This window comes from Peribacillus sp. P4_D6, assembly GCF_056401795.1.
This window is the reverse complement of the sequence record NZ_JBFUIQ010000032.1, coordinates 28,678-44,562: the sequence shown is the minus strand read 5'-3', so window position 1 is coordinate 44,562 and position 15,885 is coordinate 28,678. Positions and strand designations below refer to the sequence as shown.

General features: G+C 42.3%; 18 protein-coding genes. All 18 read left to right on the top strand.

Annotation, left to right across the window (positions count from 1 at the left end):
* Window positions 1–95: 95 nt before the first annotated feature.
* The 18 genes from AC1DVB_RS12495 to topA all read left to right on the top strand — a co-directional run bounded on the left by AC1DVB_RS12495 (window position 96) and on the right by topA (window position 15,660).
* Window positions 96–221, top strand: coding sequence for a hypothetical protein (locus tag AC1DVB_RS12495; RefSeq protein ID WP_284145185.1), 126 nt, complete (start codon window positions 96–98; stop codon window positions 219–221).
* 43 nt (window positions 222–264) lie between these two features.
* A complete protein-coding gene (locus tag AC1DVB_RS12490; protein ID WP_034313718.1) occupies window positions 265–597 on the top strand; it encodes a putative DNA-binding protein in 333 nt (110 codons plus the stop codon).
* A gap of 11 nt (window positions 598–608) precedes the next feature.
* Window positions 609–1,949 (top strand): signal recognition particle protein, encoded by a 1,341-nt coding sequence (ffh, locus tag AC1DVB_RS12485; protein WP_477589457.1) that lies wholly within the window; start codon window positions 609–611, stop codon window positions 1,947–1,949.
* Window positions 1,950–2,101: 152 nt separating this feature from the next.
* Window positions 2,102–2,374, top strand: coding sequence for a 30S ribosomal protein S16 (gene rpsP, locus AC1DVB_RS12480; RefSeq protein ID WP_048684918.1), 273 nt, complete (start codon window positions 2,102–2,104; stop codon window positions 2,372–2,374).
* A gap of 13 nt (window positions 2,375–2,387) precedes the next feature.
* Window positions 2,388–2,618, top strand: a complete 231-nt coding sequence (locus AC1DVB_RS12475) for a KH domain-containing protein (protein WP_048684915.1) — start codon at window positions 2,388–2,390, stop codon at window positions 2,616–2,618.
* A gap of 220 nt (window positions 2,619–2,838) precedes the next feature.
* Window positions 2,839–3,225 (top strand): YlqD family protein, encoded by a 387-nt coding sequence (locus tag AC1DVB_RS12470; protein ID WP_034313711.1) that lies wholly within the window; start codon window positions 2,839–2,841, stop codon window positions 3,223–3,225.
* 10 nt (window positions 3,226–3,235) lie between these two features.
* Window positions 3,236–3,754 (top strand): ribosome maturation factor RimM, encoded by a 519-nt coding sequence (rimM, locus tag AC1DVB_RS12465; protein ID WP_034313708.1) that lies wholly within the window; start codon window positions 3,236–3,238, stop codon window positions 3,752–3,754.
* Window positions 3,754–4,488 (top strand): tRNA (guanosine(37)-N1)-methyltransferase TrmD, encoded by a 735-nt coding sequence (trmD, locus tag AC1DVB_RS12460; RefSeq protein ID WP_477589454.1) that lies wholly within the window; start codon window positions 3,754–3,756, stop codon window positions 4,486–4,488. The genes rimM and trmD overlap by 1 nt, the downstream gene beginning before the upstream one ends.
* A gap of 130 nt (window positions 4,489–4,618) precedes the next feature.
* Window positions 4,619–4,966 (top strand): 50S ribosomal protein L19, encoded by a 348-nt coding sequence (gene rplS, locus AC1DVB_RS12455; RefSeq protein WP_034313702.1) that lies wholly within the window; start codon window positions 4,619–4,621, stop codon window positions 4,964–4,966.
* Window positions 4,967–5,184: 218 nt separating this feature from the next.
* A complete protein-coding gene (gene lepB / locus AC1DVB_RS12450) occupies window positions 5,185–5,745 on the top strand; it encodes a signal peptidase I (protein WP_034313700.1) in 561 nt (186 codons plus the stop codon).
* 17 nt (window positions 5,746–5,762) lie between these two features.
* Window positions 5,763–6,635: a ribosome biogenesis GTPase YlqF gene (ylqF, locus tag AC1DVB_RS12445; protein ID WP_048684908.1), complete on the top strand. Its 873-nt coding sequence runs from the start codon at window positions 5,763–5,765 to the stop codon at window positions 6,633–6,635.
* Between the two features lie 155 nt (window positions 6,636–6,790).
* Entirely contained in the window at window positions 6,791–7,573 is a 783-nt protein-coding gene (locus AC1DVB_RS12440; RefSeq protein ID WP_223255880.1) for a ribonuclease HII, read from the top strand.
* A gap of 240 nt (window positions 7,574–7,813) precedes the next feature.
* Window positions 7,814–9,505, top strand: a complete 1,692-nt coding sequence (locus AC1DVB_RS12435; RefSeq protein WP_477589452.1) for a hypothetical protein — start codon at window positions 7,814–7,816, stop codon at window positions 9,503–9,505.
* On the top strand, window positions 9,502–9,774 hold the full coding sequence (locus tag AC1DVB_RS12430; protein WP_057278413.1) for an EscU/YscU/HrcU family type III secretion system export apparatus switch protein: 273 nt from the start codon (window positions 9,502–9,504) through the stop codon (window positions 9,772–9,774). The genes AC1DVB_RS12435 and AC1DVB_RS12430 overlap by 4 nt, the downstream gene beginning before the upstream one ends.
* Window positions 9,775–10,252: 478 nt before the next feature.
* The gene (sucC, locus tag AC1DVB_RS12425; RefSeq protein ID WP_034313681.1) at window positions 10,253–11,413 is read left to right on the top strand and encodes an ADP-forming succinate--CoA ligase subunit beta; all 1,161 of its coding nucleotides are present in this window, start codon (window positions 10,253–10,255) and stop codon (window positions 11,411–11,413) included.
* Between the two features lie 18 nt (window positions 11,414–11,431).
* Complete coding sequence (sucD, locus tag AC1DVB_RS12420) at window positions 11,432–12,334, top strand: succinate--CoA ligase subunit alpha (RefSeq protein WP_057278412.1); 903 nt, start codon at window positions 11,432–11,434, stop codon at window positions 12,332–12,334.
* Window positions 12,335–12,452: 118 nt separating this feature from the next.
* Window positions 12,453–13,319, top strand: coding sequence for a DNA-processing protein DprA (dprA, locus tag AC1DVB_RS12415; protein WP_057278411.1), 867 nt, complete (start codon window positions 12,453–12,455; stop codon window positions 13,317–13,319).
* 265 nt (window positions 13,320–13,584) lie between these two features.
* The gene (gene topA / locus AC1DVB_RS12410; RefSeq protein ID WP_095678848.1) at window positions 13,585–15,660 is read left to right on the top strand and encodes a type I DNA topoisomerase; all 2,076 of its coding nucleotides are present in this window, start codon (window positions 13,585–13,587) and stop codon (window positions 15,658–15,660) included.
* Window positions 15,661–15,885: the final 225 nt, after the last annotated feature.

Genomic DNA, 15,885 nt, shown 5'->3' with positions numbered 1-15,885 from the left:
ATGTTTATGGCCTTTTTGCTGATATCATCGATAAAGAAGAGGTTTAAGGGAAAATTGTAAGCCGGAAGAGTTCATTCTCTTCTGGTTTTTTTACCATGAAAATTGAAGGACCTATTGAAGAAAGGTCCAAAAAAGAAGCGGAAAATGAAAAAAATAATGCTTTGCAAACACGTGGTAAGGAGTTTAACTTGACATCAAATAAACAAGGCTTTACAATATAAACTTGTAAAGGGTTTTCACTTAACAGCAGGGAGGCTTGCTAAGATGCTTGAAAAGACAACGCGGATTAATTATTTGTATGACTTTTACCAATCGTTGTTAACAGAGAAGCAGCAGAGCTACATGTCCCTCTACTATCTGGATGATTACTCTCTTGGCGAGATTGCCGATGAATACGAAGTCAGTAGGCAGGCAGTCTATGATAATATAAAAAGAACAGAAGCGATGCTTGAGGAATATGAAGCAAAGCTATTGTTATTTCAAAAATTTCAAGAGCGTAACCAGTGGATTGCGAATATGAAGGGACTCATAGAAAAGGAATCCTTTTCAAAAGAGAAGCTGCTAGACGCAATCACAACGCTTGAGAAGTTGGATTAGGAGGCGGCAATATGGCATTTGAAGGATTGGCCGACCGACTGCAGAGCACGATGCAAAAGATCCGTGGAAAAGGGAAGGTCAACGAAGCGGACGTTAAAGAAATGATGCGTGAAGTTCGATTGGCCCTGCTTGAAGCGGATGTTAACTTTAAAGTCGTGAAGGATTTTGTAAAACGTGTCAGTGAACGTTCGGTAGGTCAGGAAGTGCTGAAAAGCTTAACCCCCGGTCAACAGGTAATTAAAGTAGTTAAGGAAGAATTGACTGAGCTGATGGGCGGCGAACAGARCAAGATTGCCGTTGCCTCGAAACCACCGACTGTCATTATGATGGTAGGTCTTCAGGGTGCTGGTAAAACGACGACCACCGGAAAGCTTGCCAATCTTCTTAGAAAAAAATACAACCGCAAGCCATTGCTCGTTGCGGCTGATATTTACCGTCCGGCGGCGATTAAGCAGCTCGAAACACTTGGCAAACAATTAAGCATGCCTGTTTTCTCCCTTGGGGACCAGGTCAGCCCTGTTGAAATTGCCAAACAGGCAATTGAAAAAGCTAAGGAAGAACATCATGACTATGTGTTGATTGATACCGCAGGCCGTCTTCATGTGGATGAAAACTTGATGGGCGAACTGAAGGATATCAAAGAGTTGACAAAACCTGATGAAATCTTCCTGGTTGTCGATGCGATGACAGGTCAGGATGCGGTCAATGTAGCCCAAAGCTTCAATGAACAGCTAGGCCTGACAGGAGTCGTTTTAACGAAACTTGATGGGGATACACGTGGTGGTGCGGCACTTTCAATTCGTTCAGTCACCGACACGCCGATCAAATTCGTCGGTATGGGTGAAAAATTGGATGCACTTGAAGCGTTCCATCCAGAACGGATGGCGTCAAGGATCCTCGGCATGGGTGATGTATTGACCCTTATCGAAAAAGCACAGGCCAATGTAGATGAAGAAAAAGCGAAAGAATTAGAGAAAAAGATGCGTACCGCCACTTTTACCTTTGATGATTTCCTTGATCAGCTTGGTCAGGTGCGGAATATGGGACCGCTTGATGATATTCTGAAAATGATTCCCGGTGCGAATAAAATGAAAGGGATGGACAACCTTCAGATCGATGAGAAACAGATCGGTCATGTTGAAGCTATCATCCGTTCAATGACAACGCATGAAAAGGAACATCCGGAAACCATGAATGCATCCCGCAAGAAACGGATTGCAAAAGGAAGCGGCAGATCGATTCAAGAAGTGAACCGTCTACTGAAGCAATTCGAAGAAATGAAAAAGATGATGAAACAGGTTACGAACATGCAAAAAGGAAAGAAAAAGGGATTCAAATTCCCGTTCATGTAAGGTTTATTTCAGGTTAAAACTGAGGCGAATACGGGTCGAAGCCATGTATTTCAACACTTTTTTTACCTGTTAAGAAAAAAACCTTTACAAACATGCAAGACATTTGATATTATACTATCTTGTGTGAAACTATTCGGAGGTGCTTATTTAAAATGGCAGTAAAAATTCGCTTAAAACGTATGGGAGCTAAAAAATCTCCTTTCTATCGTATTGTAGTTGCAGATTCTCGTTCACCACGTGACGGACGTTACATTGAAGTGGTAGGAACTTATAACCCGGTTGCTCAACCAGCTAAAGTTGAAATCAACGAAGAGCTTGCTCTTAAATGGTTACAAGATGGAGCTAAACCATCTGATACAGTTCGTAACTTATTCTCTACACAAGGCATCATGGAAAAATTCCATGTTGCAAAAAACAGCAAGTAATCGACGGTAGTTGATGAAAGCACTTATTGAAACGATTGTTTCAGCACTTGTGGATTATCCGGAAGAGGTCATTGTGACCTCCAAGGAAGAATCCGACCGGATTGTTTATATCCTCTCCGTTCATAAAGAGGATATGGGCAAGGTTATCGGTAAACAAGGGCGTGTTGCTAAGGCGATTCGGACTGTGGTATATGCAGCAGGATCTTCACAGCAGAAGAAAATCTATTTGGAGATTTCCGAATAAGGAGGGTTAATACCCCTCCTTTTTTTGTACTTCAAGATAGTGAAATTTCGACTTGGATCCTAATTGAATAGACCCGGACTTTAAACTTTACGCCTTTTAAGACGCATCTTTTATCGATTTACGTTATACTTAAGAGAATGACCCCCATTTCAAAAAGATTACCCCATCATACATATTTTTTGAAGGAAATAAGAAATCATAGATAATAGGAGGTGCTGGAATGAAAATTCTCCAAAATGTAATCGTTAACCAAGTATTAACGGAATCCAGCAAGAATCAGCTCCTCGAGAAATACAAGTCAAAACGCCTTCAGCTTCAAAAAGAGAGTGAACAGCTTCGCTTTGAACTGAAAAAACTTGAAAAAACAAGAACTCTCCAACCTGCTAGTCTCCGTGCTCATTTTGAAAAAGAAATAAACCAGAGGCAAGAAAAAATTAAACTGCTTGAATTTCAAATGGAGCAGTTGGAGATCCTTCCCGCAGGTAGTGAATTGAAGGAACGGGAAGTTCAAAGTATCATTGATGTGGAAATTGGGGCAGATTGGGACGAAATCATGGCAACGAAGACCATTGTCATAAAAGATGGAATCGTCTCGGAAATTCGTTAGAGGTGAAAGAATGGAAAAATGGTTTAATGTAGGTAAAATTGTCAACACACATGGTCTTTTAGGAGAAGTCCGTGTAATTTCTTCAACAGACTTTCCAGAAAAACGATACAAAGTGGGAAATACTCTGTATCTGTTTAGGGACACGGAGAAAAAACCCTTGCCCCTCATCATCAGGTCGCATCGCACCCATAAAAACTTTAACCTATTGACGTTCGAGAACTATTATAACGTCGGACAGGTCGAGGCATTTAAAAACGGGGTCCTGAAAGTGAAGGAAGCACAGCTTGGTAAATTGGACGAAGGTGAGTTCTACTTCCATGAAATCATCGGCTGTTCGGTATTTACGGATGAAGGAATGGAAGTTGGGGAAATCGTTGAGGTTCTTACGCCTGGTGCCAATGATGTTTGGGTCATTAAGAAAGCTGGCAGTAAGGACATCCTGATCCCGTATATTGAACAAATTGTTAAAGAAGTGGATATTTCCGCTAAAAAGGTCATTATTACACCGATGGAAGGACTTTTAGACTGATGAAAATCGATGTGCTTTCGCTTTTTCCAGAAATGTTCGAAGGGGTATTTGGTTCGTCAATCTTAAAAAAGGCTGCGGAAAAGCAGGCTGTTAGCTATAAGGTGACCAATTTTCGAGATTATGCAGATAATAAGCATTCGACGGTAGACGATTATCCTTATGGAGGCGGTGCCGGAATGGTATTAAAGGCACAGCCGATCTTTGATGCTGTGGAAGCTCTTAAAGGGCAAGGTGAGCTAACCCCAAGGGTAGTCCTCCTTTGTCCCCAGGGAGAGCGTTATACGCAGAAAAAAGCCGAAGAGCTTGCTGAAGTAGAACATCTCATTTTCATTTGCGGGCATTATGAAGGGTATGATGAGCGCATCCGGGAGCATGTCGTAACGGATGAAATATCTATAGGTGACTTTGTGCTTACAGGCGGGGAATTGGGCGCAATGGTCATTATTGACAGCGTTGTTCGCTTGCTGCCGGGCGTTTTGGGGAATGTTGACTCCCCGATCCTTGATTCCTATTCTTCTGGTTTGTTAGAGCATCCCCATTATACTAGACCTGCAGATTTCCGGGGGATGAAAGTTCCCGATCCGCTAATATCCGGGAATCATAAAAAAATCGATGAATGGCGGATGAAGGAATCTCTGCGCAGAACTTGGATTCGACGTCCGGATTTACTCGATAGTTATGAACTTTCGGAAGTTGAAAAAAAATTATTGTCCGAGATTAAAAAAGAAGACTGATGTCTATTGCATCGACGTTTAGAGTATGATAGGATATACCTTGTGACTTGGGCAAAATGCTCAGTCTTATAACGATGTTCCGCTGCAAACAATAAGTATTTGCAAGAGCGTCCAGGAGGAGTTGAAATCGATGCAAAATCTTATTAACGAAATCACAAAAGAACAACTTCGCTCAGATCTTCCATCATTCAGACCTGGTGACACAGTACGTGTACACGTAAAGGTTATTGAAGGAACTCGCGAACGTATCCAGTTGTTTGAAGGCGTTGTAATCAAACGTCGTGGCGGCGGAGTTAGTGAAACTTTCACAGTACGTAAGATCTCTTACGGCGTTGGAGTTGAACGTGCTTTCCCTGTTCACACACCAAAAATTGCGAAACTAGAAGTTATCCGTCACGGTAAAGTACGTCGTGCGAAACTTTATTACCTACGCGAACTTCGTGGTAAAAAAGCACGTATTAAAGAAATTCGTCGTTAATTCTTCGAATATCTTCATGCGGGTTTACCATGATCCACATAAGGTGAATAACCAAACAGTATCATGCAAAAAAAGGGAGCTTGTTTATCAGGCTCCCTTTTTGCACTTTAAGAAACGATGAATGCACATAGGGTGAAAGCTATATAGAATCCTGCTCGCTATAGCGTCTGCAACATGTTAAAATAATTGTTGATATGCTTCAAAAAGGGTGGATAAGGATGGCGAAAAAGAAAAATGAATTGTGGGAATGGACAAAGGCGGTCATAATCGCGGTTATAGCGGCGACGCTGATTCGTTATTTCCTCCTGGCTCCTATTGTTGTGGACGGCAATTCCATGATGCCGACATTAAAGGATACGGACCGCATGATCGTTAATAAAATCTCCTATTCGATTGGTGAACCCAAAAGATTCGACATTATCGTTTTCGAAGCTCCAGAAGGCAAAGATTACATAAAGCGGGTCATCGGATTGCCAGGGGAAAAAGTTGAATATAGAAATGATACTCTTTACGTGAATGGAAAAGCTTATGATGAGCCATACTTGGATGAATATAAAGAACAATTGATTGATGGCGGGGCTTTGACGGAACCTTTTACATTAAGTGATGTCATAGAACAAGGAACGGTGCCTGAAGATCACCTATTTGTCCTGGGGGATAATCGCCGTTTCAGCAAGGATAGCCGCCATATTGGTGTAGGTGTCGTTCCTTACGATAAAGTGTTAGGAAAAACTAAATTAGTTTATTGGCCGATCGAGGACTTTCGATTGGCGGAATAGTAGGAAGGTGGATTCCATTGACAATACAGTGGTTCCCTGGCCATATGGCCAAAGCAAGACGGGAAGTAACAGAGAAATTAAAACTGATCGACATTATCTTTGAACTTGTGGATGCCCGGATTCCGGCATCTTCACGAAATCCGATGATCGACGAAATCATTCAGCATAAACCGAGGGTCATCCTTTTGAATAAAGCTGATATGGCCGATCCGGCAAAAACGAATATGTGGCTGGAACATTATAAATCGCAGGGGAAAACGGCGATTGCCATTAACTCACAGGCAGGAAACGGTTTAAACCAGATTACAGCTGCATCCAAAAATCTTTTAAAAGAAAAGTATGAGCGGATGGAATCAAGAGGAATAAAGCCGAGAGCGATCCGTGCCATGATAGTTGGCATTCCGAACGTGGGGAAATCGACTTTAATCAATCGACTTGCCAAAAAGAACATTGCCAAAACAGGAAATACACCTGGAGTCACTAAAGCGCAGCAATGGATAAAAGTGGGTAAGGAATTGGAATTGCTCGACACGCCGGGGATTCTCTGGCCTAAATTCGAGGATCAAGAAGTAGGTTTGAAGCTTGCGTTGACAGGTGCGATCAAGGATACGATTTTAAACTTGCACGAAGTTTCATTATACGGCCTTCGCTTTTTGGAAAAAGAATACCCGGAAAGACTGAAATCCCGTTATAACCTGGATGTAATTCCACAGGAAACGCTCGAATTGTTTGATGCTGTCGGAAAGTTCAGGGGCTGTTTAGCATCTGGGGGCTTCATCGATTATGACAAAACCGCAGAGTTGGTCGTACGTGAAATCCGTTCAGAAAAGATGGGCCCGCTTACGTTCGAGGTTCCTTCGGATTATGAAAAAGATGATATCCCCGAATAAGATTAACATTGACTTGAGTGTTGTAATACGGAGCTGGAGTTGGATGTCGAAAAGATTTTTTCTTTTTGATGTCTCTTTTCCGCTCCGTATTTTTGTTTGAACTGTAGAAAGGAAGCAAGACTGCCGATAATTAAAATGATGGGTGATAAAAGATGATAACTGCAATGAGCATTAAGGAAATCTCCTTAAAGTTAAAGACGATAAGAGAGCCTGAAGATTTATTTTTACAGAAATGTCGGGAGGACGGTCGGAAGGGAGTAACCGACTTAGTAAACAAATGGCAAAGAACTTATGAAAAAGAACAACAGGTAAGGGATGCTTTCACGGAAATGACAGAGTTTGAAAGGCAATTAAGGAAACAGGGGTTTTCCATTCTCGCTGGCATCGATGAAGTGGGAAGAGGACCTCTGGCAGGACCGGTTGTGACAAGTGCAGTCATCTTGCCTGATTCTTTTTATTTGCCAGGGCTTAATGATTCTAAAAAGATTCCGGAGTCAAAAAGGGAACAGTTTTATGAGATGATTTTTAAGGAAGCGATATCCGTAGGTGTAGGTGTTGTACATAGCGAAGTAATTGATGAAATCAATATATATCAAGCTACGAAAAAGGCAATGGTGGCTGCAGTGAACGATCTGTCAGAACTTCCGGATCATTTGTTGATCGATGCGATGGAACTGGATGTGCCGATTCCCCAGCTTTCGCTCATAAAGGGTGACGCAAGAAGCATTAGCATCTCTGCGGCATCCATAATAGCCAAGGTGACTCGTGATAGGATGATGAAGGAATATGGTGAAAAATATCCGGAATATGGTTTTGAAAAGCACATGGGTTACGGGACAAGCCAACATTTAGAAGCGCTCGACATACACGGGCTTACACCTTGGCATAGAAGAAGTTTTGCGCCAGTTAAGGAAATCGCTGCACGAACGAAGGAATAAGGGGGGGTGAGTGGTGCAATCCATAGCAAGCAGTCAACCCGTAGCTTCACCCATTGAAATAAAAGGAACTGCGAGTTTGAAAACCGGCAAATCCTTTTCGGGAAGGTAAATAAGGTTTTTCTTAACCAAACGGCCGAGGTACAGTTTGGCCATCAAAAAATGGTTGCCACTCTTGATATCCCGCTTCGTACAGGAGTGAAGTATTGGTTTCAAGTGCAGCAACCAATTGAGGGGTCTGTCGTGTTAAAAGCTTTAGATTCCCCCAATTTGAACGTTTCTGGCTTAAAGGGAACAGTTGCACAATTGATCGCTCACCTCGGCATAAAACCTGAACCGGCCGCAACCAAGCTTGCCGAATACCTGCTGGCAAACCGCCTTCCGATAACCAAGGAGACTTTTCGATCCGCTTTGCAATGGTTAACAGCTGCTGATGCTGCAGAAGTTGGTCTGCCTGTAATAAAAACAATGTTCATTCAGCAACTGCCTTTTGTAAAAGGGGTATTTGATGCATTATTTACGCAGTCCAAAGGTGAACCTTTCCACAAACTCCTCAGTGGCTTCAGGCAGCAGCTGCAGGATGGTGGGGCAGTAACGGGGACTGCCTCCAAACTAAAGGAGGTATTGGACTCTTTACATGTTGTCAAACAGAACCAGCTTCAACAATTCGGTTTACAAAAACTTGTGACCACTTGGCTGAATTCCGATTCAACGCCAGAAATGAAATCCGGGGCATTTTCCCTGCTTCAAAAGACGGGTTTCGTTCCAAAGGGAATGACTGAATCCGTCTTTCTGGAAAGTTTAGTGGATGGAGCTGAGGTTAGGTCCGGTATTCCTAAAAATTCAGCGATTGATAAATTACACCAAGGATTGCAGCTGCTTTCCGAGGCTAAAGGCGGAGCATTTGCACATGTTGAAGAAATCGAAATGGCTATTAACCGCATATTGAATAGTCATGATCACGAGAAGGCAAAACTGCCGATCGATATCCACTCGATGCAGAGAAAAAACATTTCTGCAGAAAAACTCACCCCTCTTGCCTTTCATTTACTCCAGAATGCTTTTGCCGAAGCGATAGCTACAAAGGCAGTAGGCGGAAAAATAGAAGTGAATGACCTTATAGGCTACTTGAATATGGACACAGAGCAAGTAGCTGAGTCGAAGGGTAAAGCAGCTGAGTTACTGTTTAAGTCGCTTAATGAGCCTCCTGAGGCCCAATATGCTAGGATTAATGAGAAGCTGGTCCTTTCACATGTATTGGCAGCTGATTTTCAATCAATCGATTTTACCAATGGACCTTCTGTCGCACACCAACTGAAAGAAATGACCAAGATCCTTGGACTCCAGCTGGAACATGCACTCATTAATCTTCCAGGAGATGATATGGCGGATTTCCCCAATGATCTAGAGACACTTAAACCGCTGCTGCTTAAATTGCTGAATGAGCAAATTCCGGCAGCTATCAAGGAGATGGCAGAACAAATCCTGAATCGGATTACAGCGCAACAGATCCTTTCACAGGAAAACGGGCCGATTCAGAATTTACTCCTTACACTTCCACTCAATCTGGGGTCTACTCAAACGGATCTGACGTTACAATGGAGCGGAAGGAAGACAAAAGAAGGCAAAATAGACCCGGATTTCTGCCGAGTCCTATTTTATTTAGAATTGGAGGGCCTTGAAGAGACGGTCATCGACATGCAGGTTCAAAACCGAATCATAAAGGTGACGGTCATCAATGGGCATGGTGCAACCCTTGAAGAGGCGGCCGGTCAATATCTTAGCATCCTGAGAGAGAATCTTGGGAAAATGGATTACAGATTATCAGGAGTTTCGTTTGTAAATCCCGTATATGAAAAAGAGCGGGACCTTAGGGGGAAAGCGATTCCTTTTTCAGAAGCGGGTTCATATAGTGGAGTGGATATTCGAATATGATAAAAGATAAACGAAAAGAAGCCATTGCTTTAAAGTATGATCAAAAGACATCCAAAGCGCCCGTCATATTGGCCAAGGGGAAAGGGAAAACGGCTGAAACTATTATGGAAAAGGCCATGAAACACGATATACCGGTCCAAAGGGACGAATCGCTTGCTGCACTTTTAGGTCAATTGGATATAAATCAAACGATTCCGGAAGAATTGTATGGAGCTGTTGCAGAGGTATTTGCATTCATTTATAAAGTTGACAAGGGCATGAATCGGTAGGAGACTAACCATTTGGTTTCACCAATGGGTTTCTGTTGGTTTATGTAGAATATTAGGGAAATCACTGACGATTTTTCATTATATTAAAAAAATACTAAACTATTAGTTAAAGGACAAGGCCATGGCTTTGTCCTTTTGCTTTTCCTTTGAATCAAGACCAGGTTTTAACAGTAGTTTTTCATGAGGATATCTTTGGATCAAAAGATTGAAAAGGCTTTCATGGAAGTGTTTTTGATAGAAATATGACTCTATTTGTACTAGAATTGCAGATCCGAAATAAATGGTATTAATAAGAAAAAAACACAACGGCGCAGAAGGTTTTTTCTATTTTATTAAAGGATAAGGAAGTATATTATAATAATATTTCAAAAATTATGTGAAAGAATATTATGCACGAGGGAGAATTTTGTTGTAATATGATAGAGAAAACACGCATTAAATTTCAAAGTTGTTTTTTAGTAGATAAGGAGGATGGGAAATGAATATCCATGAGTATCAGGGGAAAGAGATATTGCGACAATACGGGGTATCCGTTCCAAATGGCCGGGTTGCCTTTACTGTTGATGAAGCAGTTGAAGCAGCGAAGGAGTTAGGTACGGAAGTTGTTGTCGTCAAAGCTCAAATTCATGCGGGCGGCCGCGGTAAAGCCGGCGGAGTCAAGGTAGCGAAGAATCTTGATGAAGCACGTACATATGCAGAAGAGATTCTTGGCAAGACACTGGTGACCCATCAAACGGGACCTGAAGGCAAGGAAGTTAAGCGTTTACTTATTGAAGAAGGCTGCGACATTACTAAAGAGTATTATATCGGGCTTGTCCTTGACCGTGCTACGGACAGTGTCGTATTGATGGCTTCTGAAGAAGGCGGTACGGAAATTGAGGAAGTGGCCGAAAAGACACCAGAGAAAATATTCAAAGAAGTAATCGATCCGGTTGTCGGCCTGACTGGTTTCCAAGCACGGAGGATTGCATTCAATATCAATATTCCGGCTTCACTTATAAATAAAGCTTCTAAACTGATGATTAACCTATATACAGCTTTCGTTGATAAGGATTGCTCAATCGCAGAAATCAACCCATTAGTGGTAACGGGCGACGGCGATGTAATGGCGCTTGATGCTAAATTGAATTTCGATGATAATGCGATTTACCGCCATAAGGACATCGCGGAGTACCGTGATTTGGATGAAGAGGATGCGAAAGAGATTGAAGCATCAAAACATGGCCTAAGTTACATATCGCTTGACGGAAATATCGGATGCATGGTTAATGGTGCCGGGCTTGCTATGGCGACGATGGACATCATTAAACATTATATGGGAGATCCGGCTAACTTCCTTGATGTTGGTGGCGGCGCCACTGAGGAAAAAGTAAAAGAGGCTTTCAAAATCATCCTTTCCGATCAAAATGTTAAAGGCATCTTCGTTAATATCTTCGGAGGAATCATGAAATGTGACATCATCGCTACAGGCGTCGTGGCTGCTGCCAAAGAGCTTGGACTGGATGTCCCTCTTGTTGTTCGTCTTGAAGGAACGAATGTGGACCTTGGCAAAAAGATTCTAAAAGAGTCAGGTTTAAATATTACGGCTGCTGAATCAATGGCAGATGGAGCACAAAAAATAGTATCACTTGTAGGATAATAGGCAGGGGGGAACATAATGAGCGTTTATATTAATAAAGATACGAAAGTGATCGTTCAGGGAATCACTGGTTCAACAGCATTATTTCATACAAAACAAATGTTGGAATACGGCACGAAAATCGTAGGGGGAGTCACTCCGGGTAAAGGTGGAACAGAAGTGGAAGGGGTACCTGTATACAATACAGTTTCCGAAGCTGTCACTGAAACGGGCGCGAGTGCATCTGTTATCTATGTTCCGGCACCATTTGCTGCCGATGCAATTCTTGAAGCCGTAGACGCGGAACTTGATCTTGCCATTTGTATCACGGAACATATTCCTGTACTGGATATGGTCAAGGTGAAGCGCTACATGGAAGGCAAAAAAACTCGCTTGATCGGACCGAACTGCCCGGGTGTCATTACTCCTGAAGAGTGTAAGATTGGTATCATGCCAGGGTATATCCACAAAAAAGGCCATGTAGGCGTAGTTTCCCGTTCTGGAACTTTGACATATGAAGCTGTTCACCAATTATCGCAAGCAGGCATCGGGCAATCTTCAGCTGTCGGTATCGGTGGAGATCCCGTTAACGGAACGGATTTCATTGATGTTTTAAAAGCGTTCAATGAAGATCCGGAAACACATGCGGTGATCATGATCGGGGAAATCGGCGGAACGGCAGAAGAAGAAGCGGCAATCTGGGTGAAGGAAAATATGACTAAGCCAGTTGTTGGTTTCATTGGTGGCCGTACTGCTCCTGCCGGTAAACGCATGGGACATGCTGGTGCCATTATCTCAGGAGGAAAAGGGACGGCTGACGAGAAAATCCGCGTCATGAACGAATGTGGAATTAAAGTTGCCGAAACTCCATCCGTAATGGGAGAAACATTGATTTCCGTTTTAAAAGAAAAAGATATTTACGAACCTTGTAAAACACATTGATTTAAGCTGGGCCGACCTTTTTGTGGGTCGGTCTTTATTTCCTCGAATTTCCTCGGGAGAGACCAAGTACATCACTATCAACCTACCTTTAAAAATATCCGATTAGGGGCGTTTCCGATTGAATAAAAAAGAAAAGTTAATCCATCTCCATCATTGCCGCGGAGCAGGATGGAAAACAATCCAAGCAATCATGTCCAAAGACCCATCATTATCTTCCCTGTTCACGACGAATTACGTTGAATGGGCAAAAATGCTCCCTATCCCTTCAAATAAGCTTAACCTCTTTCTCAAAGATTTACATTCACTCCATTCCATCGAAAAACTTAAAAAATACGAAGATAGCCAAATCCATTGTTTGACGATCTTCGATGATGAATATCCTTTTTTGCTAAAGCAAATATTCGATCCTCCGTGGGTTCTTTATTTTAAAGGTGATAAGAAGCTTTTAACAAGGAAGAATACTCTAGGTGTTGTTGGAACACGCAAGCCAACCTCGTATGGGCTGGAGGCCTTAAAAACGATTCTATTACCGCTTGTAAAGAAAAAGTTCGTGATCATAAGCGGAATGGCGGCTGGAATCGATGCAGAGTCACATAAGATCACATTAAGGGAAGGCGGAGATACGATCGGGGTTTTAGGCGGAGGGCTTAAGCAAATATATCCGAAATCCAATTTTACCCTTGCTGAAGAAATCATGAATAAAGGCCTGCTTATATCTGAGACTCCACCGGAAGTGAAGGCGGAACCATGGATGTTTCCACTTAGGAATCGAATCATCAGCGGATTATCACAGGGCGTATTCGTGGTGGAGGCAAAAGAAAGAAGCGGTTCCCTTATTACGGCACAAGCTGCTTTGGAACACGGCAGGGAAGTATTTGCGCTTCCAGGTAATGTTACGAGCCCTGAATCAATGGGTACCAATCAATTGATTTATGATGGTGCCAAACTTGTTTTTAGCTCCAGGCAGATCGAGGAAGAGTTTTGAACAATATAATATAGAAGATAGACGGAGAATCAAACGGGAAAATTGAAAAAATAGGTGCTTTTTTTGAAGGGTGGGTTGAATTATTAGACAAAAAGGTTGAAAATATTGTAAAACTGTTATAAGTTTTGCAAATGGCACCTCTTGTCAAAAAACTAGAAATAAATGAATCAGCATGCTTTGAAAAATAAAGAGGTGTTGACAAATGATTTTTGAATGATTAATAATAGTGAAGATTTATATTACCTCTTTGAGGAGGATTTATTGGATGTCAGAATACTTAGTGATTGTGGAATCGCCCGCAAAGGCGAAAACAATAGAACGTTACTTGGGAAAAAAATATAAAGTAAAGGCTTCCATGGGGCATGTACGCGATTTGCCTAAAAGTCAAATGGGTGTCGATGTTGAACATGAATATGAACCTAAATATATAACTATCCGCGGCAAAGGCCCGGTTTTAAAAGAATTGAAAACCGCTGCAAAAAAAGCGAAAAAAATCTATCTCGCGGCTGACCCCGACAGGGAAGGGGAAGCAATTGCCTGGCATTTGGCTCACAGTCTTGATGTTGACGTTAACTCAGATTGCCGCGTGGTATTCAACGAGATCACGAAAGAGGCTATCAAGGAATCATTTAAATCGCCTAGGCCAATAAATATGAAATTGGTTGATGCTCAGCAGGCAAGAAGGGTCTTGGACCGTTTGGTCGGATACAATATAAGCCCGTTATTGTGGAAAAAGGTGAAAAAAGGCTTAAGCGCGGGACGGGTCCAATCGGTTGCTGTACGGATGATCATTGACCGGGAGAAGGAAATCAAAGATTTTATTCCGGAAGAGTATTGGACAATCAAGGCTGATTTTGTAAAAGGGAAAGAACAGTTTGAAGGTTCTTTCTTCAGCCTTGGCGGCGAGAAGAAGGAATTAAATACCGAAGAGGACGTCAAAAAAGTGCTCGCTTCTTTAAATGGCGGCGAATTTACGATAGGAGCTGTGGCTAAAAAGGAAAGAAGGCGCAATCCAGCAGCACCTTTTACAACTTCTTCCCTGCAACAGGAAGCGGCACGTAAATTGAATTTCCGTGCGAAGAAAACCATGATGCTTGCTCAGCAGCTTTATGAAGGAATAGAGCTTGGCAAGGAAGGTACAGTCGGGTTAATCACTTATATGAGAACCGATTCGACCCGTATTTCAGATAGTGCCAAAGAGGAAGTCCATGCGTTCATTCAAAATAATTATGGTAAAGAATATGTTCAGGTCGAGCAGCGCAAGGAGAAAAAACAAACTAATGCCCAGGACGCGCATGAAGCGGTCAGGCCAACAAGCACATTACGTGAACCGGGTGTAGTCAAGGAGTTCTTATCCAGAGATCAATTCCGTCTTTATAAATTGATTTGGGAACGATTCGTTTCCAGTCAAATGTCTTCGGCGGTCATGGATACGATGAGCATCGACCTGCATAACGGGGATGTCATCTTCAGGGCAAATGGTTCTAAAATTAAATTTCCGGGTTTCATGAAGGTATATGTTGAAGGATCCGATGACTCGGTGGAAGAAAAGGAAAATGCACTTCCGGATGTGAAAAAAGGAGATCAATTCTTTTCAAAAGATATCGAGCCGAAGCAGCATTTTACACAGCCTCCGCCCCGATATACTGAAGCCCGTCTGGTCAAGACCCTAGAGGAACTGGGAATAGGCCGTCCTTCTACATATGCGCCTACCTTGGATACGATCCAAAAACGGGGCTATGTTACCTTGGATAATAAACGGTTCATCCCGACAGAGCTTGGTGAGATCGTTCTCGAATTGATACGCGAATTCTTCCCGGATATTCTCGATGCAGAGTTCACTGCCAAGATGGAACAGGAATTTGACAGCGTTGAGGAAGGCAATATTGAATGGATTAAGGTCATCGATGAATTTTATAAAGAATTTGCCGTTCATTTGGCCAAGGCCGAAGTCGAGATGGAGAAAATTGAAATCAAAGATGAACCTGCAGGTGAAGATTGCGTGGAGTGCGGACATGGGATGGTCTTTAAGATGGGACGTTATGGAAAGTTCATGGCATGCAGTAATTTCCCGGATTGCCGTAACACCAAACCAATCGTCAAGGAAATCGGGGTCAAATGCCCAAAATGTAAAGAAGGAAATATCATTGAAAGGAAGAGTAAAAAACGACGCATATTTTACGGGTGTGATACCTACCCTGGATGTGACTTCATATCTTGGGATAAACCGCTGCCGCGGAGTTGTCCAAAATGTGAAGGCACACTTGTTGAGAAAAAACTCAAAAAAGGAGTCCAGGTCCAGTGCATGGATTGTGATTTTAAAGAAATGCCCCAAGCATAGAAAAGGCCGTGAAATCGTTTACTTTCCTTGTGAACTATCGAAAAACCCTAAATATAAATGGACTCGGCATTTGCCGGGTTTCTTTATGTTCAGGGAAGTATGATATCATGGTGATATGTGGATTTACTTCCAAGAAGAAAATGGATAACACTTGAAACTTTTTTATTTAGGCCATGTGATGTAAAATTCAGTGGACAAGTACATTCTTTTAAAGATATAATTCCT